This is a genomic window from Alphaproteobacteria bacterium SS10, assembly GCA_019192455.1.
In the GTDB taxonomy this organism is placed as follows: domain Bacteria; phylum Pseudomonadota; class Alphaproteobacteria; order TMED2; family TMED2; genus TMED2.
The window spans coordinates 1,514,174-1,538,035 of record JAHCML010000003.1; the positions used below are offsets into that span (position 1 = coordinate 1,514,174).

General features: G+C 56.8%; 21 protein-coding genes. 1 reads left to right on the forward strand and 20 read right to left on the reverse strand.

Features of this window, described 5'->3' with window-relative positions:
* Positions 1–254: 254 nt before the first annotated feature.
* The 6 genes from KI792_07365 to KI792_07390 form a co-directional block, all read right to left on the reverse strand.
* Positions 255–2,276 carry a hypothetical protein gene (locus KI792_07365; GenBank protein MBV6632835.1) on the reverse strand — a complete coding sequence of 674 codons (2,022 nt, stop codon included), beginning with the start codon at positions 2,274–2,276 and terminating at the stop codon, positions 255–257.
* A 120-nt stretch (positions 2,277–2,396) separates the two neighbouring features.
* On the reverse strand, positions 2,397–3,683 hold the full coding sequence (locus tag KI792_07370; GenBank protein ID MBV6632836.1) for a DotG/IcmE/VirB10 family protein: 1,287 nt from the start codon (positions 3,681–3,683) through the stop codon (positions 2,397–2,399).
* Positions 3,684–3,805: 122 nt separating this feature from the next.
* Positions 3,806–4,699, reverse strand: a complete 894-nt coding sequence (locus tag KI792_07375) for a hypothetical protein (protein ID MBV6632837.1) — start codon at positions 4,697–4,699, stop codon at positions 3,806–3,808.
* Positions 4,700–5,178: 479 nt separating this feature from the next.
* On the reverse strand, positions 5,179–5,808 hold the full coding sequence (locus tag KI792_07380) for a type IVB secretion system apparatus protein IcmL/DotI (protein MBV6632838.1): 630 nt from the start codon (positions 5,806–5,808) through the stop codon (positions 5,179–5,181).
* A 290-nt stretch (positions 5,809–6,098) separates the two neighbouring features.
* Positions 6,099–6,587 carry a hypothetical protein gene (locus tag KI792_07385; GenBank protein ID MBV6632839.1) on the reverse strand — a complete coding sequence of 163 codons (489 nt, stop codon included), beginning with the start codon at positions 6,585–6,587 and terminating at the stop codon, positions 6,099–6,101.
* A gap of 1,122 nt (positions 6,588–7,709) precedes the next feature.
* Positions 7,710–8,579 (reverse strand): class I SAM-dependent methyltransferase, encoded by an 870-nt coding sequence (locus KI792_07390; GenBank protein MBV6632840.1) that lies wholly within the window; start codon positions 8,577–8,579, stop codon positions 7,710–7,712.
* Positions 8,580–8,684: 105 nt separating this feature from the next.
* Here KI792_07390 and KI792_07395 point away from each other — a divergent pair, with 105 nt between their 5' ends.
* Positions 8,685–10,001 (forward strand): glycosyltransferase family 4 protein, encoded by a 1,317-nt coding sequence (locus KI792_07395; GenBank protein MBV6632841.1) that lies wholly within the window; start codon positions 8,685–8,687, stop codon positions 9,999–10,001.
* Here the strand turns inward: KI792_07395 and KI792_07400 are convergent.
* The 14 genes from KI792_07400 to KI792_07465 all read right to left on the reverse strand — a co-directional run bounded on the left by KI792_07400 (position 9,982) and on the right by KI792_07465 (position 23,659).
* Positions 9,982–10,863 carry a hypothetical protein gene (locus tag KI792_07400; GenBank protein ID MBV6632842.1) on the reverse strand — a complete coding sequence of 294 codons (882 nt, stop codon included), beginning with the start codon at positions 10,861–10,863 and terminating at the stop codon, positions 9,982–9,984. The two genes, KI792_07395 and KI792_07400, sit on opposite strands and share 20 nt — an antisense overlap.
* A gap of 16 nt (positions 10,864–10,879) precedes the next feature.
* Positions 10,880–12,235, reverse strand: a complete 1,356-nt coding sequence (locus KI792_07405) for an HlyD family type I secretion periplasmic adaptor subunit (GenBank protein MBV6632843.1) — start codon at positions 12,233–12,235, stop codon at positions 10,880–10,882.
* A 9-nt stretch (positions 12,236–12,244) separates the two neighbouring features.
* Positions 12,245–14,041 carry a type I secretion system permease/ATPase gene (locus tag KI792_07410; GenBank protein ID MBV6632844.1) on the reverse strand — a complete coding sequence of 599 codons (1,797 nt, stop codon included), beginning with the start codon at positions 14,039–14,041 and terminating at the stop codon, positions 12,245–12,247.
* Between the two features lie 57 nt (positions 14,042–14,098).
* Positions 14,099–16,018: a glycosyltransferase family 2 protein gene (locus KI792_07415; GenBank protein ID MBV6632845.1), complete on the reverse strand. Its 1,920-nt coding sequence runs from the start codon at positions 16,016–16,018 to the stop codon at positions 14,099–14,101.
* Positions 16,019–16,146: 128 nt separating this feature from the next.
* Complete coding sequence (locus KI792_07420; GenBank protein ID MBV6632846.1) at positions 16,147–17,103, reverse strand: calcium-binding protein; 957 nt, start codon at positions 17,101–17,103, stop codon at positions 16,147–16,149.
* Between the two features lie 211 nt (positions 17,104–17,314).
* A complete protein-coding gene (locus KI792_07425) occupies positions 17,315–17,776 on the reverse strand; it encodes an arsenate reductase ArsC (GenBank protein MBV6632847.1) in 462 nt (153 codons plus the stop codon).
* 54 nt (positions 17,777–17,830) lie between these two features.
* Positions 17,831–18,316 (reverse strand): UPF0262 family protein, encoded by a 486-nt coding sequence (locus KI792_07430; GenBank protein ID MBV6632848.1) that lies wholly within the window; start codon positions 18,314–18,316, stop codon positions 17,831–17,833.
* Between the two features lie 5 nt (positions 18,317–18,321).
* On the reverse strand, positions 18,322–19,626 hold the full coding sequence (hisD, locus tag KI792_07435; GenBank protein MBV6632849.1) for a histidinol dehydrogenase: 1,305 nt from the start codon (positions 19,624–19,626) through the stop codon (positions 18,322–18,324).
* Positions 19,616–20,284 carry an ATP phosphoribosyltransferase gene (locus tag KI792_07440; GenBank protein ID MBV6632850.1) on the reverse strand — a complete coding sequence of 223 codons (669 nt, stop codon included), beginning with the start codon at positions 20,282–20,284 and terminating at the stop codon, positions 19,616–19,618. The genes hisD and KI792_07440 overlap by 11 nt, the downstream gene beginning before the upstream one ends.
* A 139-nt stretch (positions 20,285–20,423) precedes the next feature.
* Entirely contained in the window at positions 20,424–21,035 is a 612-nt protein-coding gene (locus KI792_07445; protein ID MBV6632851.1) for a DUF2948 family protein, read from the reverse strand.
* A 98-nt stretch (positions 21,036–21,133) separates the two neighbouring features.
* A complete protein-coding gene (locus KI792_07450; GenBank protein ID MBV6632852.1) occupies positions 21,134–21,580 on the reverse strand; it encodes a hypothetical protein in 447 nt (148 codons plus the stop codon).
* Positions 21,581–21,620: 40 nt separating this feature from the next.
* Entirely contained in the window at positions 21,621–22,889 is a 1,269-nt protein-coding gene (murA, locus tag KI792_07455) for a UDP-N-acetylglucosamine 1-carboxyvinyltransferase (GenBank protein ID MBV6632853.1), read from the reverse strand.
* Positions 22,890–22,917: 28 nt separating this feature from the next.
* Positions 22,918–23,472: a dCTP deaminase gene (locus tag KI792_07460; protein ID MBV6632854.1), complete on the reverse strand. Its 555-nt coding sequence runs from the start codon at positions 23,470–23,472 to the stop codon at positions 22,918–22,920.
* A gap of 22 nt (positions 23,473–23,494) precedes the next feature.
* Complete coding sequence (locus tag KI792_07465; GenBank protein ID MBV6632855.1) at positions 23,495–23,659, reverse strand: hypothetical protein; 165 nt, start codon at positions 23,657–23,659, stop codon at positions 23,495–23,497.
* Between the last annotated feature and the right edge of the window lie 203 nt (positions 23,660–23,862).

The following is a 23,862-nucleotide window of genomic DNA, read 5'->3' on the forward strand; positions in this document are numbered from 1 at the left end:
TTGTACACCCTCCAAAAAGTTCGCTACCCAGATCAGCCCTTCAGGCAAATCAACCGTGGACGCAAACCGCAAACCCCAAGATTGAAGTATCTCAAGAGCTTTAGAATTTTTCGAGTTAAGGTTTTGCGACAATCAACTTGTCGAGTTTTGCGTGCTGCTTCCGCCGCATAGCACCATAAGAAAGCCGCCCCGCAGTGCTTGTACGGGGCGGCTTAATCTCTAGCTAACCTGCAAGGGTTAGCGCGCAATTCATATTACTGGCGAATGATGCCCCGCTCGGTGACCACTTCCCAACCGTTGAAGCTGCGGCGGATTTCGGTCACCCGGCCTAGACCAGGCAGGAAATCACCTCGATTAACCGTCAGAACCGTGCCGGAGTCTTGGGCAGAGACCCAAGCGGTACCAGCAGCCACACCGCGCAGCAGATAGGCGCCACTAGGTTGTGCCAGCTGAGCTTGGGCAACTTGCACCGGCAGGCGGGCACCAAATGGGCCGGGCTGGGTCAATGGGCCTTGGGCCAAGAAGCGACCAGGTTTCTGTGCCGGCACTGGTGGTGGTGTGCGTGGCGCCGCTGACCGACGGATCACTGGTGGACGATCTGCCTGCGCGGCTGCAACAACCGGGGTTGGCGCAGCGGTAGCTGAAGCAGGCTCTGATGCTTCCATCATAGCCTCACCCGAGGCTGCAGCATCCGCACCACCAGAAACCCCAAGCGCTTGGTTCATGCGCGCTTCCAAATCAGCCACTGCATCCGGGGCTGCTGCCGCAACCTCCATCGTCTCCGGTTCTGGCGTTGCTGGCTCTGATGCTTCAGCCATCATAGGTTCGATAGCGGTTGGCTCAGCAACCGGCGCCGAGGCTGGTGCCACTGCGACTGGCGTCGGCGCAGAGGCCATCACCTCTTGCTGCTCGCGGATCAGGTCAATCTGACGCTCCAAGCCGTTGATCTTGGCCTCGAGCAAGACACGCTCTTCTTCAAATACGCTCTCAACCGTTGATCGCAACTCACCACGAATAGAGCTGATACCACTCTGGATCTCTTGTCTCAGATCACCGCGGAGATTGGTGGCGATCTGGTCAAGGTCAGCTTGTGACACACCACCGGATAGTCCGGTCGGCAGCTGTACGGCAGGCGCGGGCGTAGGCGCCGCGACAGGAGCAGGCGCCGGCGCTTGTACTGGCTCTGGCAGCGGATCGGTGGAAAGCCCCAAAGATGGAGACAAACCAGTACCTGGCGTTGTCGGTGGTGGGAGGCTCGGTGCGCCCCCGCCGATTGGCGCTGGTGTTGTTGGCTGACCCAGGCTTGCAATATCAACATTGCCGCCACCGGTTGGCAAACCGCCGGTCGCTGGCTGTGGTAGCCCCCCGAGATCAGGAATACCACCAAGGTCAGTTGGCAAGCCGCCCGTAGCTGGCTGAGGCAACCCACCTAAATCGGTTGGAATGCCGCCGGTCACTGGCTGTGGTAGGCCAAGATTTGGTGGCGACACCTGGGAAAGATCCGGGGATGGAATATTGTCTATACCCGGCAGGTTATTCGCGAGATCGCCAATACCGCCCTGCCCGGTCACCACAGGCTGACCAATCGGCGGCGTAAGTGGATCCGGCTGCACAAAATTACCAAGATCACCAGGCAGTGCATTTGGAATGCCAGGCGCCAATGGATCAGCTTGTTGAGGCGTATTGTTTGCAACCTGCGTTGGACCACTTGGATCCGGCGCATTCTGGTTCTGCGCTGTTTGCCCCGTAACCGGTGGCAAGGTTTGCCGTGGTGGCGGTGGCTCAGAACCGCCGCCCAGAATAAATGAATACGCGAAATACCCGATAAACAGCACAAAGCCGCCGATCATCAGGTTTGGCATTTGCTTTTGAATGAACGTGCGGTCATCGCCGCCAGCGGCACCGTCTTCGTCTACACCGTCTTCGTCGAAGTCGTCTTCATCACCGTACTCGCCGCCGTCTTCATCCTCATCATCGTATGAGGATTCAAACTCGTCGTCGAAATCATCGTCGGCGGCGGCAAATTCATCGCCACCATCATCGCCGAACTCGTCGCCGTATTCGTCATCATCGAATGGATCGTCGGCCTCTAAGCCGCCATCCTCTTCAAAATCATCATCGCCGAAGTCATCGCCACCTTCGGCAGAGAACTCATCGCCCTCATCGAAGTCGTCGTCACCTTCGAAGGAATCATCCCAATCGTCTTCAGCATCATCTGGCGATGCCCATACGGGCTCCAGATCGTCATCTTCGAAGTCGTCATTGGTTCCAGACATATCGCACCTGCCAGTGATGGCGTTGAGCCACTCCCCAAAATACCGCTGATCTACAGCTTAGATGGAACGCGGTACCCGCCAGTCTTTTTTCAAGGCTTCAGCAAAACCTAAGCATTGTGGTTACCGATTTGGCTCACCCAGAAGCTCCTGGGTAAACATCAGACCAAACAGCGTACCCTGGGCGATAACCACCTCTGGCGTACGGAAATCGTCGGCTTGATCATCAATTTCGTCAGTTACGACCTCAGCGGCGTCACTAATACCGGCGAGCACTGACTCCTCGAAGGAACGCTCTTCAGCGCTTTCTTGCGTGGTCGTACCACCGGTGCCAACTGAGATAATGATGCTTGATTCGGGTTCAGATGCGGCACCTGCGAACTCTTCGATAAAGGCAGCGGCACCGGCAACGACAAAGCGTTCAAAGAAGAAGCGATCAACGCTGGTCGCAAGCCCCGTTGTTCCATCAGCCGGATCAACGGCCACAGCACTGATGCTGGTGGTCGAACCGTCCTCGAAAACCAACGTAGAGAAGTTAAGGATTAAAACGTCATCACGCTGGGTGAAGCTACCAATAAGGCGTCGACCATTTAGCTCGCCCCCCACCAGCTCGGCTAGGACCGGGCCAGGCTTGGTGGACACTGCCCGCGTCACCATCCGTGCGAACAGGATATCGCCGGGGTGGACGAGGCGTTCAACTTGCTGGGGCGCCATTTGTTGTGACGCCGGGGCGCCAACCGTGCTGCCCACTTGTGGCGATGCCGGAAGTGCCGTTGTCTGCCCTTGTGCCGGTGAAGACGGCACAAAGAACACGACTGCATCGCTCTCTTGCGGCTGCCAGCCACCAATCAACCCACCAATCTGGGATTGCATACGGTTGGCCAAGCCTTGATCAGCCTGGATCCAAAGTGGCTGCGGGATTGCATCCGGCGGCGGCGGCGGCGGTACCTCAACAACAGGAATTGGGCGCAATGGCGGCGCGATAGGCGCGGCTAAGTTGGTGCGCCGTGGCAGCACCGGTGCATCCGGATCTTCTGGTGCAGACTCAACGATCTTAGGAACTGGCGCCGGCGGTAGTGGCAGGGTCAGATCGGTATCAATCTGAAGCTGCCCCTGCAGTACCGGCACGAATGCCGTGCCGCGCTCTAGGGCACGCTGGGCTTCCCGCTCGTTAAAGTCGGATAGTATCGTCTCGTAGAAAGGTGACCCAAGCTCACCTGGGATCGACTGGACTTGTGGTGTGGACGTTACCCTGGCGCCGGTGCGCACGGTTTCTTGATCGCTGATTGCGACATAGGAAACCGACAATCCAACGATGGCGACACCAATCGCGAAAATGCCCAGAAAACGGGTCTTTGGGTCACGGGCCTGGGCTGCCAAGCCTGCTGCTAACTTACTTTTCTCAGCCACAGCTCAAATCCTGCCAAGTTGGGATGGCCCGACAAAACCCAAAAATAGGGCCCTAAGACCATCATACTCTGTTGCAGCGCCTTGCTTGCGCCCTCCGTAACGCCCGTTTGACGTCAACTATATCAGCTTTCTTGGTCAACCACTCGAACCGATACCAATCGACCGTCATCGGAAGCCAAAATTACTGGTACATCAGGCACAACATATACCCTGAGGCCGCTCGCACCGGCAGCGCTATTGGTCCAAGCGGGTGATAACAGGGTCAGTTGGGTGCGGAGATACAACGCACCATTAAACCGCCAAGCACTCAATCCAGGCTGATCAAGAGCCACTGGCTCAGCCCCCTCAGGTGGTAAACCATCAAGGAAACCAGAGATCACCGGGCCACCAACCTGGGGTGAAGCATCAACAAATTGGATCGGGGCTGACGCTAGTGGCCCCCGCGCCGCCACCCGCATATCAAGGCGGTAATCAACAACCTCAGTACCGGCAATCAGCTTAACCAGGATCGGCACCGGCTGATTAGCCAGGGTGATAACCATATTGCCCTCAGCATAGGGCGCGAGTGGCGTAATCGTGACTAGGTTACCCTCTGGGATCGGCGCCCCAACCTGAAACAGGTCTGGGTTACCAACTACAACCGATGACACCGGATAAGGTGCACCAGTCACATCATAGAAGGATAACGCGGTCACACGACCAGCAGCGGTCCTGATCTGTGGTGGCTGCCCGCCCGGTGCTAGTGAGATATCAAGCGAGCTTACACTTGGTTGCTCAGGGCGAACGGGGTCAGCAGCTGCACGGTCAGTGATATCGATTTGCCGCCGCAACTCACGGATCTGATCTGGCTTAAGGGGCAGCAGGTTGTTGATGACCTGTTCAAAGGCCAGTTCATCAGCCGGAGGGATCTGATCAATCGGCACAATCCGACCATCAGGCGTCACCGCCAGCTTGCTGAAATCCACATCTGGCCCGGGCGGCTGCGCGAAACCGGTTGCCGTTGCTGCCTGCTCCAAACCGATCGGAGCACCAACGGCCCTCGGGTCGATACGAACTGGCGTATCAGGGTTTGGCTGTTGACCACCTGGTAACAAGACGCGAGGCGGTACCCCTGCCGGAAGCTGACTACTAGCGCCCGGCGCACCAAATTGAACTGGTGTAGACGGCTGTGCTGGCGCCTGACCTGGTGCGAGGGCTGGATTACCTGCCAATGGTGGCAAACCACCGGTCTGCACCGCACCTGGGACGGGCGCCCCCTGAGGGGCCGCAACCGGCAAATTAGCTGCCGGCGCTGGTGCGCTCGGTTGCGCAATTGGCTGTTGGGCTGTGTTTGGACCGCCAGGCACCCCTAAGCCGGGTGGCAATTGTGGCGCACTAGATGGTAACGGCACACTCCCCGGCAGTTGCGGGGCACCAGATGGCAATGCCGGCTGCGCCTGAGCCCAGCTCATCGGCATCAGAGCAACGCTAAGCGCAAAGGCACCAGTCAGTTGAGTTAGTTTGGACGCGCCACAAACTGTGTGATGCCAACCCCCTCTGGAAACTCCAGGGTTGGAACACGTGACACCGTCATATTGACCAGCAGGTTCTGTCGCTGGACGTCGGTAGCCGAACGGTAGGCCACCACAATGGGCATTTCGATCCGCCATGAATAAACGCCGTTAACGACCCCCTCGGTGAGGATTACCGGTGCACCTTGCAACGCGGCATTTACAATCAGCTTACGCTCACGCACCGCCTCAAGGTTTCGGGAGTCTTCCAACGCTTTAAGGAAAGACCGCCACCCATCGGGCGTGAATGCGTTTGCTGCTTCTTGAAGCTGCTCACGGAAGTTAACGAAGTCAAAAGTAAACGAGTCAGTTGCCGCCTTACCGGCCCAGGTCAGGATCGCTGACTGGGTCAACATCGGCTCGCTACGCGGTACCATCTTGATCAGACGGCCATCTTGCGTGGTCGCAAAATACTCTGGAGAGGGACGGTCGTTTGCCAGGTAATATATTGTATATCCAGCGATAACCAGCGCCACCGACTGTGCCAGCATGGCATAGAGCATCCACCGGAAACGGTCCCGGTAGAACTCGTGACGCATCATCACTGTCTGAATGGCGTCATGGCGGCGTGACATAAACGATCCCCAACCTGTGCGCTTGCGCTAAAATCCCGACTCGCTACCGAATCCGACCATCCCCAAAACTGGCCAATACGATTCGTGATCCAGCGACTACGCCCAATTAAGTGTTTGGACTATAGCCAATCCACACCGATTTGTCGGCAAAGATTAGACATTTTCGCTCTCATTCAGCCAAAAACGTGGCATGGCGGCCATGCAGGGGCCAGCGCCAAACGCTTCGCAAAACGTCGCATCTATTCGTGTTTTGAGGATTTTTAGGAGCGTGTAACGGCCATCAAAGGCGATTACCAGTCGTCGCCACCACCGCCGGAATGCCCGAAGGCATAAGCGCCATTGCGCCAAAACTCAGTGGACTTACAGCTTGAGCAGATCCGCTCACCTGCGTGGCTGGACCAGAACTCAACACCGCACATTAGGCAGTTACGAACCTTACCAACTGATTTCGGCTTCTTCGGTTTCGGCTCATCACCGAAATCCTCACCAGGGTAATCGACTGCATCTGAACGACGTGGTGCCTCTGGTGGCAATTCATCAACCGCGTTGGTGGCCACCGCCTCTGCACGGGGTGGTAGACCCAGCCGGTGCGCCTTAATCGCGATCGCATTAGCGGATCGGCCAAACTCTTGGATCAATTCAGCATCGGTAGATCCGCTAAGCCACATCCGACGGAGCTTCTTGATCTGCTCATCATTCCAGGAAGAGCGCCCCTTGCGGCCACCACCGGCACGACCGGCGGCGCTGTCCGAGCGCAAGAGCGCTTGGCCAATCGACATATATCTGGATGTGATGGCTAGGCCAAAGAAAGCCATAGGTCACCTTATGAGGATCAAACGGTCTGACGAGCTGAATTTCGACACTAGCACCATCGAGAAGCTGATGCCAATGACCGCCCCCTAGTTATCGGGAGTTTTTGGGCTATGCGACTAAAATCGTTGCCTGATTACCTAAACATTCAGCGAACGAGGCTGAATCTGGTGACATCAGCAAACACCAATTGAGAAAGCATCGCCAGCGGACTCAAAAAGCGCTCAACCAAAGAGGTGAGCGCTCCTGAATACACACGCGCAAAACGTGTGCCGGTAAAGCTTCCAAATCCAAGCAATACCGCTTGGCGGAAAGCCTAATTACATTTTCATGCCGCGAGGTGGTTCGACCTTAGCGCGAACGTCAGCGGTGTTATCCAAGCGACGATCACGCTGAACACCAGTAGCGAATGAAGTTACGTCAGTTGCGGGCACCCGCACCTGCTCATCATCAGCCGTTCTTGCGATAATAAAATTAGGCATCTTCCTCTNCCACTTCTACGAACCGTTCAATGGTTGCCTGCCGACCATCGGCTAGCGTTATCACGTCACCAACTTCGAGACTCTTATCAATGTTGGTATCAACCATTCCGTACTCACGGATCGGGGACCAGCCATCGTGAAATTCGATATTAGGATCGACCTTCACCACGATACCGGCGGACCGAGCCCGCTCTTTAAACTCCGGGAAATCATCCTCAGACACGTAAACCGTTTTGTAGTCCTGGCGGCTGGTGGGGGAGAACTGCATGTCCTTCGCCACTTCCGCTACGACTTCCGGTTTCACTTTCACCCACCACTGACCGTAATCAGCTGCGGATGTGACCGTGATAATTTTCCGTGTAGCCATTTAAACACTCACCTATGAAAGCGCATCTACCTGAACCAACGCCCCAAATTCTCTGGGACAACCAATCCAACTGGATCACGCGTTCATTCTTAGGTTGTGATCAGTTCATGAAAGTGCCAAGCGCGAAATAGAAACCATTGTTTAAAATGGTTCACCAATCCCGTTCTGGGCGCGAACCGCCACCATATCCGCCTGATTATCGACACGCAAATAGGTTTCAATGCAATCGCTGCAGACCAGCATTACTGCGGCTTTTGCCAACACCAGATGTCCTGGTAGGGCGCATCACCTTGCAAGCTTGCCACACCTGACCAGTGCCCCCTGGTGATCCCACCAAAATCAACTAGGCCTGCCGTTTTGAAGACTTCTTCAATTTGTTCCGGCCTAAAGCCGATAGCCGCCAACTTTTTATCGGGATCAATGACCCAGGCGTTTAACCGCCCATCACGCTTAAATTTGAGCGCCAACGGTTCCTTCATCGCCGACTTCAATGACCATTCATCGATGAGAAAGAAGGTGCCGAACAGAACACCGCCCGGTTTCAGGCAGCGACAGCTTTCGAGGGCGTATTGTCGAATTGCCGAAACGCTCAAATGCGTAAACACGGAGACACTGGCAATTCGGTCTACACTACCACTCTCAACCGGCCACCGCGCCTTACTAGGATCTAGTCTGCCGACGGGGTTGTAGTCAGGATGATGCCAAGGCACATGCTTAAATTTGAAATTGGGATGCACCGCCCCGATTGCCTGGGCACACCAATCAACTGCCTTTTTCACCGGCTCAAGGCCGATATATCGGCCATTTTTTGAGAGGTAACTGGACATTGGAACCGCCAATCGGCCGGATCCAGCCCCCACATCCAGCACTGTGTGATTGGGCAGAAGGCCGGTATGCGCCGCAATACGCCCAAGAACCTCTTGCCCCACAGCTTTGAAATCGCCACCACCAACAAACATGAGTTCATCTGGAGGGTGCGGTGTGTCGACCGCCGCACGTGCCTTGGACAGTGCGGCATCTCGGCGTGCAATAGCCGTATCGGATAAGGGGCTTTGCCTCTCGGGATTGAAGCGATCTAGCATAGTGTCCAGTGACGGCTTAAATGAACTCAACCGGTGCTAACCCATTGGCTATATTGATTGCATTGGGCTTACAAGGGTTGCTAAGGCCATCCGCTCATCATCAACACCACTGTTGATCAATTTGCAGGCGACACTTTGCGTATCCTGACCCTCGCCCATAACCACCCGGACTTTCATGCTGGCGGCACAGAGATTCTGGCGTGGGCGCTACATCAGCATTATCGGGAGCGTGCCGGCGTGGATGCCTTTTTTGCCGCCGCCGTGGATGAGCTGCACAAATCCCCGCATCCGGGCACAAGCGCGATGGCCCATAGACATCGCGATGATGTGGCCCTGATCTGGGGCCAGCATTTCGAGCCACTCACTATGAGTCAGCTAGACATGCTGCACAGCCATCAGGCTCTGCGAGAGCTGGTCTCTGCTTGGCGCCCGGATGTCGTTCATTTCCATCACATCTTGCTGCTAGGCACCGAGGCTATCGATGTGGTTCGGCATGCAGCACCGCAGGCGAAGATCGTACTGACGCTCCACGACTTCTATCTGCTGTGCGCTCATGACGGTTTGATGGTTAAAAGGACAGCGAATAGCGCGCCGCAGAAGCGGCTCTCAACCCGCCCTACTCTCTGCTATGAGAGTGAGCCAACCGCCTGCAACAGCTGCTTTCCGAACATCACAACCTGGGCGTTCCGTCGGCGCGCCTTGGCGACCAACGCAGTGCTTGAAGAGGTCGATCAGCTGATCGCCCCCAGTGAGTTTTTGAAGCAGCGCTTTGTCGATCACGGAGTTCATCCCGATCAGATCGTCGTTGTGCGCAATGGCTTAAGCACAGTGGATCCTGGTGATCACGCAAAGGCTAACAAGCGGTCGCCGGATCCGAGCAGCCCACTTAACCTTGCCGTGCTCGGCAATCAGAGCCCGATGAAGGGAACCCTGGTGGCGCTCGAAGCGGCTAGCATCCTGAAGCAACGGGGCTTTACTGACTTTCATATCCACCTGTATGGATCACCTGCCCTGCAAAGCACGGATTTCAAAGCACAGCTAGACAGTGCGATTACCGATGCAGGCAGCACCGTGACCGCCCATGGGTCTTACAAGCCAGACAACCTACCCCACCTGCTTAGCGGCATTGATGCCGTCATCATGCCCTCACAATGGTGGGAAAACGCCCCGCTAGTTCTGGAAGAGGCCTTCGCCCAGGATAAGCCGGTGATCTGTAGCGACCTTGGCGGCATGGCTGAGCGGATACAAGACGGCATCAATGGGCTTCACTTCACCGCAAGTGATCCGATGGCTTTGGCCAACCGCATTGAGCAATTGGCCACAGAGGGCGGCCTGCTGAACAAACTTCGAAAAGGGATCGGGCCAGTACGCGGCATCCAAGAAATAGCCGAAGAGCACTTAGCTCTGTTCGCAAACCTGACCGGGTCAGCGACTAGCCAAAGAACAGGTTGAACGCACCAAACAGCCCAGCCAGAGCGGCTAACGCAACGGCGACCACGGCAAGACCACGCGCTTGTGCAACCTTCTTGGCAACCGCCTCTAAATTCTCGGCATCGGCGGCACCTTGAAGGCGCTCATCAAAGCGCACGGCAAACAGCTCAACCGCCTCCAAATCCTTGCGTAAACCCTTGATATCGCGCCAACAAACCTTCAGGTAGCGCTGAATTTTCTTAAGCTCTGCAGCACTCGGGGCTGGCTTCTTCGCCTCTTTGGCATCCGATGCTTTGGTGTGGTCAGCGAGCTGCTTACCCAACTGCTGGCCAATACCATCGGCCTTCTCAAGCAGGCGCTGGTCGATACCGCTGAGCACACGGGCCAGCTTGGTGTAGTTCTCATCGACCTTATCGAGGCGGAAGCTGATGGCCCGGACCTGATCGGTCAGCTTATGCGCGACCTCACCGGGGTCGGCCAAATCTTCGGCCATGCCTGCATCCGCCTGTTCATCGTTATCGACCGAGCCATCAGGTTGGATGGTAAAGACGCGCGGCCCACGCTCTAGGGCCATGCCTGAACCTTCAAAATAGACGCTGAACTCAGAGGCTGGTCGTTGCCTCAGCGAGGCTGGCAAATCGAAGACAAAGGCATGGTGCCCCTCGCCCACCTCAAGTTTCAGTAGGTCTTCACGATACCGGTTGGCCATCACAACGCCCAGACGGTCACTACCGTGATAGATCGCAACAGATTGCTGGGTCTCTGGGTCACTTGGATCCCAGGCCCAACCATAGACACGACCACCTTCAATGGCGTCGATATGGCCACGAACCAGTAGCTGATCGGGTTCAAGCGTCATGTTGGGCTCGATTGTGCTGCTCATCTATTAAGTTCCCAGCCTATTGCTCGCGCATGGCGAGTGACGCTGCATCCATGATTGGTGAGAGAATATAATCAATCGCTTGCCGTTCTCCTAAAGCGATTAGGACATTGGCTGGCATACCAGGTACCAGTTCAACAAACTCGGGCAAGGCGGCGTGAAAATCCTCGGTCAGCTCAACCTTCACTGCGAAATAGGGATTACCCTGTGGGTCCTGCAGTTGATCGGCAGAAACATGGGTCACCTGTGCCGGCAGAAGCGGGACACGACGACGGCTAAACGATGGCAGCTGCACCTGGGCTTGAAGGCCCGGATGAACCGAGTTGATCCGATCAGGGTTTAGCCTTGCATCAATCACCAGGCGATCTTCCCGTGGCACTAGATCCAATAGCTCCTGCCCCGGGGTGACGACACCGCCGGTTGTGGTCACTTGAAGATCGGTAACAATCCCATCCTCAGGCGCCAGGATTACGCCACGGCTCAACACATCCCGTGCAGCGGTCGCGCGATCGGTTAGGTCTGCAATACTGGTTTGGACCCCGTCCAAATCATTCACGATATCCGTGCGGCGTTGGTTCTCCAGATCAATGATCTCAAGCTGGGTAGCGCCGATACTCTCGCGTGATTGGGCGATCCGCCCCTCAAGCTCACCACGCTGCCCCCGAAGCTGGGAGGCCGCCCGCTGCAACGCTAGCAAACGCGGCTTGGTTTCAAGTCCCTTCTCAAGCAGGACTGAGACGGCCTCGATCTCCTCACCAATCAATCGCAGCTGTTCAACCGCCGCGCTCGATTGCGCCCGGAAGGCACCAATCTGCTCTTCAAGTTCAACAACCTTGCTGTTCAGCAGCGAAATCTGCGTGCGGTAGGCATCGCGTCTGGCGGTGAATAAATCGGTTTGATTGATCAGCGCCTCTTCCACATCTGGATCACCGCGGGCACTGAGCAGGGTCTCTGGGAAGTTGATCAGCTCTGCATCTTCCAGCTCTGCGATCAGACGCGCCCGGCGGGCCTGCATCACATAGAGCTGCCCCTCAATCACATCCAAATTCACCCGGGTTTGGGTATCATCGAGAACGATTAGGACATCCCCCCCCTTAACCAGCTGCCCTTCACGGACGGCGATCTCCCGAATGATCCCACCTTCCAGGTGCTGGATCGTCTTGCGCTTACTCTCGACGGCGATGACGCCAGTTGCATAGGCCGCACTATCAAGCCGCGCCGCAAAACCCCAGGTCATGAACCCGCCGAAACTGATGGCAATCACCAGGGTCAGATAAAAGAACACCCCGCCAAGACCTGGCTTCGACTGCTGCGGTGCTGGCGCTTCTTCTTCAACCTCAATGGTTGGCCCACTTAGATATCCAAGCTTGGTCATATGACTATCCTATGCCCCTGCCGCTTTGGTTCCACCACCGGGCTGATTGCCCTGGGCACCGCCACCCGGTAACGCCCGCATTGGCTGTGCTGTTGGGCCTTTCGCACCGCGTTGCTCAATCAGTGGTAAGACCTCGGAGCGCGCACCGAACCGTCGGATGGAGCCCTCCTCCAACAGCAGCAACGCGTCCATCTGATCCAAAACAGAGCGACGGTGAGAAACGCAAACCACCGTTGTGCCCTCTTGTTTAACCTTCCGGATCGTTCGTTGAAGAGCGGCTTCACCCTCACGATCCAAATTGGCATCCGGCTCATCAAGCAGCAGGATACTCGGCCGACCAAAAAGGGCACGGGCCAAGGCAATCCGCTGCTTCTGGCCACCGGTTAGAACGGCGGAAGCACTGTTAATCGGTGTGTCATAACCCGCTGGCAAACGGCCAATAATCTCATGAACATCTGCACGCTTCGCTGCCTCGATCACCTTAAGTGGATCGGCATCCGTCATCCGGGCAATGTTCTCACGAATGGTGCCATCAAACAGCGCGGTTTCCTGGGGCACATAGCCAAGATAGGGGCCCAAATCGTCACGCGCCCATTGGGTCACATCCTGCCCGTCAAATCGGACGGCCCCCACATTGGGTTTAAGGATACCCATGATAAGCCTAAGCAGCGTTGATTTTCCGGCGGCTGATGGCCCCAAAATCCCCAAGGCCTGACCAGGTTGCACGGCAAAGCTAATGCCCCGCAGAACAGCGCTGTCCCGCCCCGGCGGGATATAGACCAGGCGCTCAACCTCAATCAGACCAGATGGCCGAGGGTAAGACATGGTTGGCTGATGAAGCTGCTTCTCACCCAGCACATCAGAAAGCCGGTTATAGGCCCGGCCAGCAGCGACCCATTGTGACCAACCGTCAATCAACTGCTCATAAGGTGCCAGCGCCCGGGACATGATCAAGAGGATGGCAATAAAGACCGCTGGCGAGACTTCACCAGCCAGGATCAGGAAAGCTGCGGCGCAAATCGCCGCCACCTGAATGATGAGGCGGAAGCTGCGCGACATGGCCATAATGATATTGGCCCGGTTAACGCCCTTCTCGCCCACCTTCATGTTGTGGGCTTCGGTTCGACGCCAACGCTCACCAATGACATTTAGAATGCCAAGGCCCTGAATAAGCTCCGCATTACGGAGGGCCATATTCAGCTGAAGATTAGAACGGGTCGAGGCATCACGACTGTCCGCCACCGCCCGTGAGGACATCATCTGATTGACCACAGCCAGAATAATTAGGCCGATGATGCCGCTTAACAGGACCAGACCAAAAATTGGGTGCATCCAGAACGCAACCGCGATGAACAAGATCGACCAAACAGCTTCAAACAAAGCGACCAGGTGCTGCCCAGCGATGAAGCGTCTGATTTGGCCGATATCGGTGACAATCTGATTTGCTGATGACCCGCCCTTTAGGTTGGCGGAAACCATTGCCTGAAGGCTGTCCAAATTGAGCCGTTCATAGGCCCAATTGCTCAAAATCAGGTGGATCTTACGGCGACCAAAATCGACCAGACCGTAGACGATCATGAACCCAATCGTCAGGGCCGTCAGCGCCCATAGGGTATTCTGATTGCCGCTGCCAATCACGCGGTCAAAGGTCTGGAACATGTAGAGCGGTAGGCCCAACATGCACAGCGCAACAAAGAAGCTCGCAAAGAATGAGATGACCAGCCCAGGCATTGAGCGGTGGGTCAGCTCATTCAAAAGGCTGACCTCGGCGCGGTTCTCACCGGATTGATTATTGGCGTCGCTCACGCTCTCTGCCCCATGGCTTCAAGGCTGACAAAAAACCGAGCAGTATTGCCGGTCACACTAAGCCACCGCGTTATCTGAGAATGCCGGATCAGCGACTAAATCATCGATAACGGACCGCCAACGGTGATGTTGAAGCCAGCGGTTGTACTCATTGGTACCGGTCTTGGCTTGGCTATCTGCCCTGGCAATCGATTGGTTTTCAAAATGATACCACCGGCTTTCCGCGCAATACCAACTTTTGTAGCCGCGCTGATGTAGACGCAGACAAAAATCAGAGTCTTCAAAGTTGCCGATAATGTAATCGGTGCACAAACCGCCCATCTCTTCCCAGAGATCTCGACGCACAGCCCAGCAGGCGCCAGTGACCGCAGGCATGGCACGACTCTGAGTTGAATTCGCAAAACCGTCCGGTAAGCCCTTGAAGTAATGGGCATTATAATAGCGCGCCAACATTCCCATTCGGAACGTCATCCCGGCATGCTGAAGCCCGCCATCAGGGAATAGCAGGCGCGCACCAACGACCCCAATATCCTCCTGCTCCACCAACGCCCCGATCAGGCTGGGAAGTGAACGCCGGTCGGCAGGGAGCAGGTCAGAGTTCAAAATCGCCAGAATCGGGGCCTTTGCGATTGCCGCGCCAGCGTTAACGGCGGTGGAGAAACCACCATTGGTGTTCTGAACAACCAACCTTGTCGATAGCCCTGCCATTCGTTGGAGGGCCAATAGCTCATCGTGCAGGTGCGGGCCATCATCTGGCTCGTCCTGAACAATAATGAACTCCACATCCTTCGATGATCGAGCAATCGCCAGCAATAGCTGACGCAGGTATCGCATATCCCGATAGATTGGGATCACAACGCTGACTGCAGGCGATGCAGGCCCCTTCCCGTACTCCCGAACCACCTCGGTGCGGGTCTCGCTTAAACACTTGGCATGCCAAGCAGACATGATTGGGTGAATTGCCCGCTCCATGATCTCATCGGACAAGCCATAGGTCGGGATCATACGAGCGACCGCCAAGCGGTTGGCGCTTGCTTTCGTAGGAGAAGGAGAGCCGAAAAGCATGGTTTGCATACCGGGCGCCTGCTCCCCAGTTTGAGAAACCGCCCAGGAGGCTTGCCCGCCGATCGGCAAGGGATGCGCCGCGCTTAGAGTGGCCAACACGCCATGACATTCTGATAGGTCCCCAGGTGCCTTTGAAACCCCTTTGAAAGGATGATCAGGGGCGTCTTTGTTGTCGGCATCCGTGCCGCCCCAATTTGCCCGCAGAAACGAACCAACCTCTCGACGTGGGAACCGTTCGATCTGCTTGCACTTCAAGGGATCCATCCCTGTGAATCCAAGCAATAGCCGCACATCATCGTGGGTTGGGTGGGTCAACCAACCGGCGGTGACCAGATGTTTGCCATCCGGGCTGATGACCGCATTCTCTAAGGCGCCGCCAATATTGTTGACCGGTGGCCAAAGTGGCTTCGCCTGTCGAAGTGCGAAGGGAAGAAATTTAGCGGCCATCCCCTTTGCGCCGCGCTTCATCATCACCTGACAAATCTGCGCAACGATACCGAGGCCAGTGACCGAGACTAACTCTGTTACATCGGGGCCAGCCCAATCACATCGCCCTTCAATAATCGCATTCGCTAGCCTTGTCGGGTCAATCTGTAGATCGGAGATAACCTCCAGGAAATCATCTCGACCGGCCCAGCTACTAACCTTCATGTCGAGATTGCCGGCCAGGCTGAGCGAGATATCCGGATGATCGCGGAGATTCAGCGCATTCGTTGTTATCAGCGCCAGTTCGATGCCATTGGCGTGCCCTAATGACCAGACAGCCGCCCTCGCATCTTCACCCAACCGGACAACCATTGGGCCAAGAACCGCATCACTATCGGTCTTAGGTTGCTTATAGGTGATAAGCGCATGTTGCCGGCCAATGCAAAAAGCCTGGGAGCGCTTACTCAATATCTGAAGGCCGGTCATGGTTGCTGGCTACTAACGGGTCATAAGCTCAATGAGGTCAGGCCGTACAACCTAAAGCCTCAAACAGCAAGCGCCGCCGGACTGTTAAGCCCAGCGGCGCAAACTCAACTCACCCTCGATAATCGAGATTACAGGGTGATGAACTGAACAATATTCTCAAGCTGAGCAACGGCATCTGCCTCAGTAATACCGGTGAGGGTAATTGAGGCGTCACCAGCCAGCTGGATAACCGCGTCGCCACCAACCTCGGTCACCGTCAGCTGGGATGGCTGGGTAACGCCATCCGGCCGCAGTGCCTGTGAAATCTGGATGACATCCGTCCCAATCGTGAAGTCGAGGATGGTGTCCTGACCATCGGTCGAACGCAGATACACGAAGTTATCAGAGCCAGCACCGCCGGTCAGCGTGTCATTACCAGCATTGCCGTGGATCTCGTCATTACCAGCGCCACCATCAACGATGTCATTGCCCTTACCGCCGAAGGCCACATCGTCACCGCCGCCAGCATCAATCGTATCGGAGTCTTGGTTGCCATAGGCGCGCTGTTCAGAGCCATCACCCTGAACCATATCGCTGCCAGCGTTACCAAATAAGGTGTCGCCATCACCACCGGTGATCACGTCATTACCCTGACCACCGAAGAGCGCGTCATTACCTGCGCCACCATTCAGCGTATCAGCACCGGCGTTTCCGTAAAGCTCATCATCGCCGTTGCCGCCGACATTTGAGTCATCGCCGCCACCGCCGTAGAGAACGTCATTGTCGTCACCACCATCAAGGGTGTCGCCACCATCACCGCCAAATGCCGTCTCGTTACCAGCACCGCCAATGATCTGGTTGTTACCAGAGTTGCCGACCACGAAATCGGAATCGCTGGAGCCCGTCGCATTGTCCGCGCCACTCGACAGCAAGGTGTAGGTCTCGCCACCAGTTCCTGTGATCGTGGTGTCGGATGTAACTGTGGTGAATGTGGTCGTATCGTCAGTTACGGAGTTCTGATTCAGAAAATCACTGATGAACGCTTCGTCTTGGCCGGAAAGGCCATCGCCGCTGACATTAACAACGCCGCCTGGAATAGTAGGCATGTACGCCCCCAAAAAATCTGTTTGGCACCCAACAAAATAAACTCGGTTAGACAAAGTCCAACCGGATCACCTGCTAATATGGCAAGTAACATACCAAAAAACACCGGAACTTCGCAAAACTGAGGAAAGTGAGAGCGGTTCGCGGTGGCAACGGGGCCAAATGTTGCCTTGGAAACGCAGAAAACCAGCGACTAGGCAACGATTTCCGTACTTAGCCGGTTGCCGTTAGTGCAAACCTGGCTTTGATTCGGGCTTCTAGATCGTCCCGCAGGGCCCGAAATGCAGCGAGTCGGCTGGTTTGATTGCCCTCGGCCAGCAGCGGATCATCCACGGGCCAGTACTCTACCTCACAAGCGTTCAGGCGGCTTATCTCCTGCGCACGCTCAAACGCTTCCTTGCTCAAAGTGATAATCAGATCGAAGCTTTCGCCGCGCAGATCATCAAAGGTCTTCGCCTTATGGCGGGAGAGGTCGAGGCTTAGCTCTTCAACGATCTGGACCGCCATTGGGTGGGCACGGGGCTTATCCTCCGTGCCAACGGCGCGGCGCAGACCCGCACTATCAACGTAGTATTGCGTGCCCGTCAGATGCTTCATCAACGCTTCAGCGATTGGGGAGCGGACCGAATTCAACGTGCAGGAGAATAAGACAGCAGCCCCAGCGTCGGGGATCATTGGTGTCCCCTCACCGTCCTGATCTGTCTTCTGCTCACTCATCGCTGTCATAGATCACCCACGAATATGCAGAACACAAAGGAGGGTGAAGAGACGTCGCGCCGTTGGATTGTCGAGCTCGACATCAGTGGACAGCGTTTCGGTTAGGAGGTCGGCACCTTCATTATGAAGGCCGCGGCGGCCCATATCGATCGCCTCAATCTGTGCCAGGGAGGAATCCTTGATCGCGCTATAGTAGCTCTCACAAATTAAAAAATAGTCGCGGATGATCCGCCGGAATGGCCGAAGCTGCAGGACGACCACGCCCAGCTCTTCCGACTTGTCGGCATTCTGAACCTTAATGTTCAGCCGCTGCTCCTCAACAGCCAGGGCGATGGCATAAGGCCCGGCTGGCAAGTTCTTGGGCTTGAAGGCGTTCTCTTCCAACAGGTCAAAGATCGCGACTGCCCGCTCATGCTCAATCTCAGCGCTGCGCCGGACGACGGTGCGCTCATCAAGATCAACGGAAGTGATGCGATAGGTATCCGTGCTCTCGCCCATGGCCCCTACTCCGCCGCCTTTGGCAGGCGTTGACGAATAGCCTCAGCATGGGCGCCCAGCCCTTCAGCCTCGGCCAACGCGATGGTTGGGCCCGCGAGGTCAGGGAATGCACCCTCGGTGCACCGGATCAAACTGGTCCGCTTCATGAAGTTCATCACACCAAGGCCGGAGGCAAAACGTGCACTGCCTGCGGTTGGTAGCACATGATTGGTGCCGGCGACATAATCGCCAATCGGTTCACTGCTATAGGCGCCAATAAAGATCGCCCCGGCATGTCGGATGCCGTCCACCAGCGCCTGCTCATCCCGGCTTATGATCTCAACGTGTTCGGCGGCAACCTGGTTGGCCAGCGGGATTGCATCGGCCAATGCGGGCACCGTGATAATAGCACCATGGGTTGACCAGCTGGCCGCGGCAATCTCCTGACGTGGCAGGGCTGCAAGCTGCCGATCCACTGCCTCGGCAACCTGATCGGCAAAGGCCGCATCATCGGTGATCAGGATGGATTGTGCTGCCTCATCATGCTCAGCCTGGGACAGCAGGTCAGCGGCAATCCAATCCGGGTTTGCACTATCATCAGCGATAACCAGGATCTCAGATGGTCCCGCCAGGCTGTCGATACCGACTTGCCCATAAACCTCACGCTTTGCCGCCGCGACATAGGCATTGCCGGGGCCAACAACCAGATCAACTGGCGCAATGGTCTCTGTACCATAGCTGACGGCCGCAACCGCCTGGGCGCCACCAACACGGTAGATCTCATCAATGCCTAGCAATAGCAGCGCCGAGGCCAGCGCCGGTGATAATGCGTCATCTGGGGTCGGCACTGTCACAACTAGCCGCTTAACACCCGCAACTTGTGCCGGGATGGCATTCATCAGCAGCGAACTTGGATAGGCGGCCGTGCCGCCAGGCACATACAAACCAACCGCATCCATCGGCGTAAACCGATAACCCAGCTGCATCCCATGATCCTGATCCAACAACAGATTGTTGGGCCGTTGGTGCTCATGGAAACTACGAATGCGGTCCGCGGCAAAACGCAGAGCATCGGTCACATCAACCGGACAGTCAGCCGCCGCAGCTTTGAGACGCTCGGGTGACAGACGCAGGTCATCGGGCGCCGCTAGAGATAGGCGGTCAAAGCGATTGGTCAGCGCAATCAGCGCCGCATCACCATCGGCCCGAACCTGGGCGATGATGTCCCGTGCGGCATTGGCGGCATCGCTATCACTACCCTGCCGTGCACCGAGTAGTGCCTTAAAGCGAGCATCAAAGTCTGGATCGCTGAGGGCCAGCCTATGCGGCATCACGCACCTCCTCAAAGCGCTGGATCAGCGGGGCCAAAACCTCGGGTCGCGTCTTCAATGCGGTGCGATTGACGATCAATCGAGAGGTGATCTGGGTGATCACATCCAGTTCGACGAGGCCATTGGCCTTAAGGGTACTGCCGGTAGAAACCAGATCTACAATACGGCGGCAGAGGCCGAGGGTCGGTGCCAACTCCATCGCGCCATTCAGCTTAATGCACTCAGCCTGGATACCTTTCCGGGCAAAGTGCTTAGCCGTGATGTTGGGATACTTGGTCGCCACGCGAACATGGCTCCAGCTCTTCGGGTCTTCGCGATCCAACAAATCCTTCGGCGCAGCAACCGAGAGGCGGCAGGCACCAATGCGCAGATCAACCGGTGAGAGCAGCTCGGGGAAATCAAACTCAAGCAGCACATCCCGACCGGCGACCCCGATCTGGGCAGCGCCAAACGCCACGAAGGTCGCAACATCGAAGCTGCGCACCCGCACCAGCTCAACATGCGGCTGGTTGGTGGCAAAGCGAAGCTGCCGCGCCTCTTTGTCAAAGAAGGCGGGCTCTGGCTCAATCCCAGCCCGTGATAGCAAGGGCTGCAATTCCTTAAGGATGCGGCCCTTTGGGACGGCGATGGTCAGCGTGTCTGAAGAGGATGCGGCCACTTGGTTTGGCGCCTTGTTATCTTACTCTGTTCGGTGTTTGGGAGTTTTGACCCGCTGGCGCTGATTTTACAAGCCATCCAGCCGGGTAGCGGCCATGGGTCTGGCGCAAATCCTAGATCGAGTGTTTGGCTAAACTGCCCTACTCGACCTTGGCTGGTTCACCTGTGCGGGCCACGGCCTCGGCCTCATCCGCGCACTCAACCGTGCGGCTGCCATCCAGATTGTGGGTTGGCCGGCATTGGGTCGGCCATGCCTCCCCCAGATCTTCAAAATGGCATTCGGTCTTAACCATCGTCAGGCGAATGCTGGCATCCCCGGCGAAATGGATCAGCACGGTATGCTCATCCACCCATTCAATGGTTAGCAGGTCCAACATCTTCCAACCATCGCCGGGATCAATCCCGCGCTGCTCAACCCGGCTCACCTGCTCAAACCGGATCGCGGTTAGGGTGCGATAGAAACAATCATCGGAGGACTTAGTGGCTTCATCAGATGCGGCATCGTCTGCTGCCTCACTTGCGTCATCCGGCTCGCCTTCCAAAACGCTGGCGTCACACCGCTCCCACATGAAGCGGTTAACCACCATGGCAAAGCGAAGCATCTCTTCGTCATAACCAATGTCACGCACCGGCACGATGGCATCCTGCGCCATCGCCGAGACGATGAAGAGATCCTCCTCATCAACCGCACGTAGGCGCAAAGCGCGAGGCGCTAGCTCGTCACTGGTTTGCTTCTTGGTCATGGTGGCCATTAAACGCCCTCAGCGTTTCCGGTCAACAGGGATCGCCCAAACATCGCTTTAAGCTGGGTTGAAACTTCATTTTTTCAACACCTTAGCGTTGGACGTACTCATGTAGACTCGTCACCTTTATGGCCCGACCTACGCCGAATACGCCCGTGGGCGTCGAGCTCTCGCACTCGTTTTCCGGGCGTACCCAGATACTCATCCACCGACCGGCGGCCATCTTTGTCTTCGACCGTCACGATAAAGCGGCGGCCCTTGGCATCACTCAGAAACCTGGCAGTGAGTGTTTCGACGGCTTCAATCTCAACGCCTTGCTTACTGCATTGGTCAGGGACCACGCCTGCCAGCTCCCTCGCTGCGGCGGTAAGCTTAGGCGATGCCCTCCCACCGGTAATGTCGCCGGTTAGGAAATCGATCTCGATAAAGCTATCGGGGCTCTTCGATGCCTCACCGAAGACATTCTGGAAATAGTCACCGATCAGCAGACAGCACCCGCTTGCCAGCGAGTCAGCAATGTTGTGACCAACGGATTTGAGGGCGCCAAACTTCATGAGGATTAGCCTATCGCCATCGGATGGCAGGCGGCAAACCCTAGGCCGCTTCTTGCACCCGTTCGATGACGGCACCGCATTGCGCGAGCTTGGCTTCCAACTGCTCATACCCCCGGTCGAGGTGGTAGACACGATTGATCGTGGTCTCACCCTCAGCGGCCAAACCAGCCAGCACCAGAGAGACCGAGGCGCGAAGATCGGTGGCCATTACAGGCGCGCCAATCAATTTCGGCACACCACGGATCAAGGCAGAGGCGCCATGGACCGTGATATTGGCCCCCATCCGTGCAAGCTCCGGCACATGCATAAACCGGTTCTCAAAGATGGTTTCGGTCAGCATGGCCGCCCCCTCACACCGGGTCATCAGGGCCATTAGCTGCGCCTGCATATCGGTGGGGAAGCCGGGGAATGGTTCGGTCATCACGTCCACACCAAGGATACGGCCGTTTTGCCGGTGAACCCGAAGGCCGCCCTCAACCTCTTCCACGGCAATTTCAGCCTTGGCCATGGTTGCGATAACGGCCCCCAGATGCTTGGCATCACCGCCCTCAAGCGTCAGGTCACCGCCGGTGATGGCTGCTGCCATGGCATAGGTGCCGGTCTCAACCCGGTCAGCGATGACGGGATGGGTGGCAGCACCCAGGCTCTCAACACCCTCAATCGTGATGATGTCGGTACCAGCACCGCTGATATTCGCGCCCATGGCATTGAGGCACTCGGCAAGATCGGTGATCTCCGGCTCGCGCGCAGCATTGATCAGGCGGGATTGACCCTTGGCCAGGGCGGCCGCCATCATGAGGTTCTCCGTGGCACCGACCGAGACTTTCGGGAACACGACATCACTGCCGATCAGGCCATTTGGTGCCTTCGCCTCAACATAGCCGCCGGCGAGTTCAATCTCGGCGCCCAGTTTCTCAAGACCGCTTAGGTGCAAATCGACGGGCCGATTGCCAATGGCACAGCCACCGGGCAGCGACACCCGGGCCGCGCCATAGCGGGCCACCATGGGGCCGAGCACAAGGATACTGGCACGCATCTTACGAACCAGATCATAGGGCGCCTCAAGGTCCTTAGGCCCGTTTGAGGTCAGGGTGATTTGGCTGTCACCTGGACGATCAACCTTCACGCCTAGATGGGCAAGCAGATCGGCGCATGTCCGGATATCGGCGAGATCAGGCACATTGGTCAGGGCCAGCGGCTTATCCGATAGCAGGGTAGCCGCCATCAGCGGCAGCGCCGCATTCTTGGCACCGCTGATCTTGATGGTTCCGTTGAGCGGCCGTCCGCCCTCAATCCTGATCTGATCCACCGTCGGTTCTCCTATCGCCCAACGCCGCTTACAGGCGCGGCAGGGTTACGCCCTTCTGGCCCATATATTTGCCTGCCCGATCAGCGTAGGAGACTTCAGGCTCCCCCTCACCACGCAGGAACAGGAACTGGCAGATGCCCTCATTGGCATAAACTTTCGCTGGCAGCGGGGTGGTGTTCGAAATCTCAAGGGTGACGTGACCTTCCCAACCAGGTTCCAGCGGGGTCACATTCACAATCAGGCCACAGCGGGCATAGGTGCTTTTGCCAAGGCAGATCACCAGCACATCGCGGGGGATGCGGAAGTACTCAACCGTAGATGCCAACGCGAAGCTGTTCGGCGGGATGATGCAGTGATCACCGGTGCGGGTCACAAACCCGGTTTCTGAGAAATCCTTGGGGTCAATCAGCGCATTATCGACATTGGTGAAGACCTTGAACTCCGGCGCTAACCGGGCGTCATAGCCATAGGAGGACAGCCCGTAAGAGATGTTGCCCTCACGCTTCTGCTTCTCAACGAAGGGTTCAATCATACCCTTCTCGGTCGCGGCCTTGCGGATCCAATGATCGGGAAGAATGCCCATGCCTGTCTTACCTTCTAACGCGTCAATCTTGATCGCTTCCATCTGCTGCCCCTTTATCCGGTTCAGCGGCGATCTCATCTTTTGCTGGCTTGGACTGATCCCGTTGCCAGCTCTTACGGCGGCGAAGATTGGCACGCAGCGCAGCTGCCCGCCGGGCGGCGCGATCGCCCTGCCCTTCATCACCCATTGCCGTTACTCCTGCTGATCACACCGGGGAACACTGAAACCAGCTATTCGCGGTGCAATATGAACCCAGTTCTATGGCCCAGCGGGGCGGGCAGAATCAAGCCATTGCCATGGCCGTTTCGCGGCATTCTCGGGATAACAGTGCCAAAACCGAAAAAACCAACGCCCGGTGGCCAATATCCGGCTTGCGTCCCGGGGGCGCCC

Coding starts and splice junctions, on each gene's coding strand:
- KI792_07365 (MBV6632835.1), bottom strand. CDS start 2,276: ATGTCTGGAACCAATGACGACTTCGAAGATGACGATCTGGAGCCCGTA.
- KI792_07380 (MBV6632838.1), bottom strand. CDS start 5,808: ATGTCACGCCGCCATGACGCCATTCAGACAGTGATGATGCGTCACGAG.
- KI792_07385 (MBV6632839.1), bottom strand. CDS start 6,587: ATGTCGATTGGCCAAGCGCTCTTGCGCTCGGACAGCGCCGCCGGTCGT.
- KI792_07400 (MBV6632842.1), bottom strand. CDS start 10,863: ATGAGCAGCACAATCGAGCCCAACATGACGCTTGAACCCGATCAGCTA.
- KI792_07405 (MBV6632843.1), bottom strand. CDS start 12,235: ATGACCAAGCTTGGATATCTAAGTGGGCCAACCATTGAGGTTGAAGAA.
- KI792_07415 (MBV6632845.1), bottom strand. CDS start 16,018: ATGACCGGCCTTCAGATATTGAGTAAGCGCTCCCAGGCTTTTTGCATT.
- KI792_07420 (MBV6632846.1), bottom strand. CDS start 17,103: ATGCCTACTATTCCAGGCGGCGTTGTTAATGTCAGCGGCGATGGCCTT.
- KI792_07425 (MBV6632847.1), bottom strand. CDS start 17,776: ATGATCCCCGACGCTGGGGCTGCTGTCTTATTCTCCTGCACGTTGAAT.
- KI792_07430 (MBV6632848.1), bottom strand. CDS start 18,316: ATGGGCGAGAGCACGGATACCTATCGCATCACTTCCGTTGATCTTGAT.
- hisD (MBV6632849.1), bottom strand. CDS start 19,626: ATGCCGCATAGGCTGGCCCTCAGCGATCCAGACTTTGATGCTCGCTTT.
- KI792_07445 (MBV6632851.1), bottom strand. CDS start 21,035: ATGGCCACCATGACCAAGAAGCAAACCAGTGACGAGCTAGCGCCTCGC.
- KI792_07450 (MBV6632852.1), bottom strand. CDS start 21,580: ATGAAGTTTGGCGCCCTCAAATCCGTTGGTCACAACATTGCTGACTCG.
- KI792_07460 (MBV6632854.1), bottom strand. CDS start 23,472: ATGGGCATTCTTCCCGATCATTGGATCCGCAAGGCCGCGACCGAGAAG.
- KI792_07465 (MBV6632855.1), bottom strand. CDS start 23,659: ATGGGTGATGAAGGGCAGGGCGATCGCGCCGCCCGGCGGGCAGCTGCG.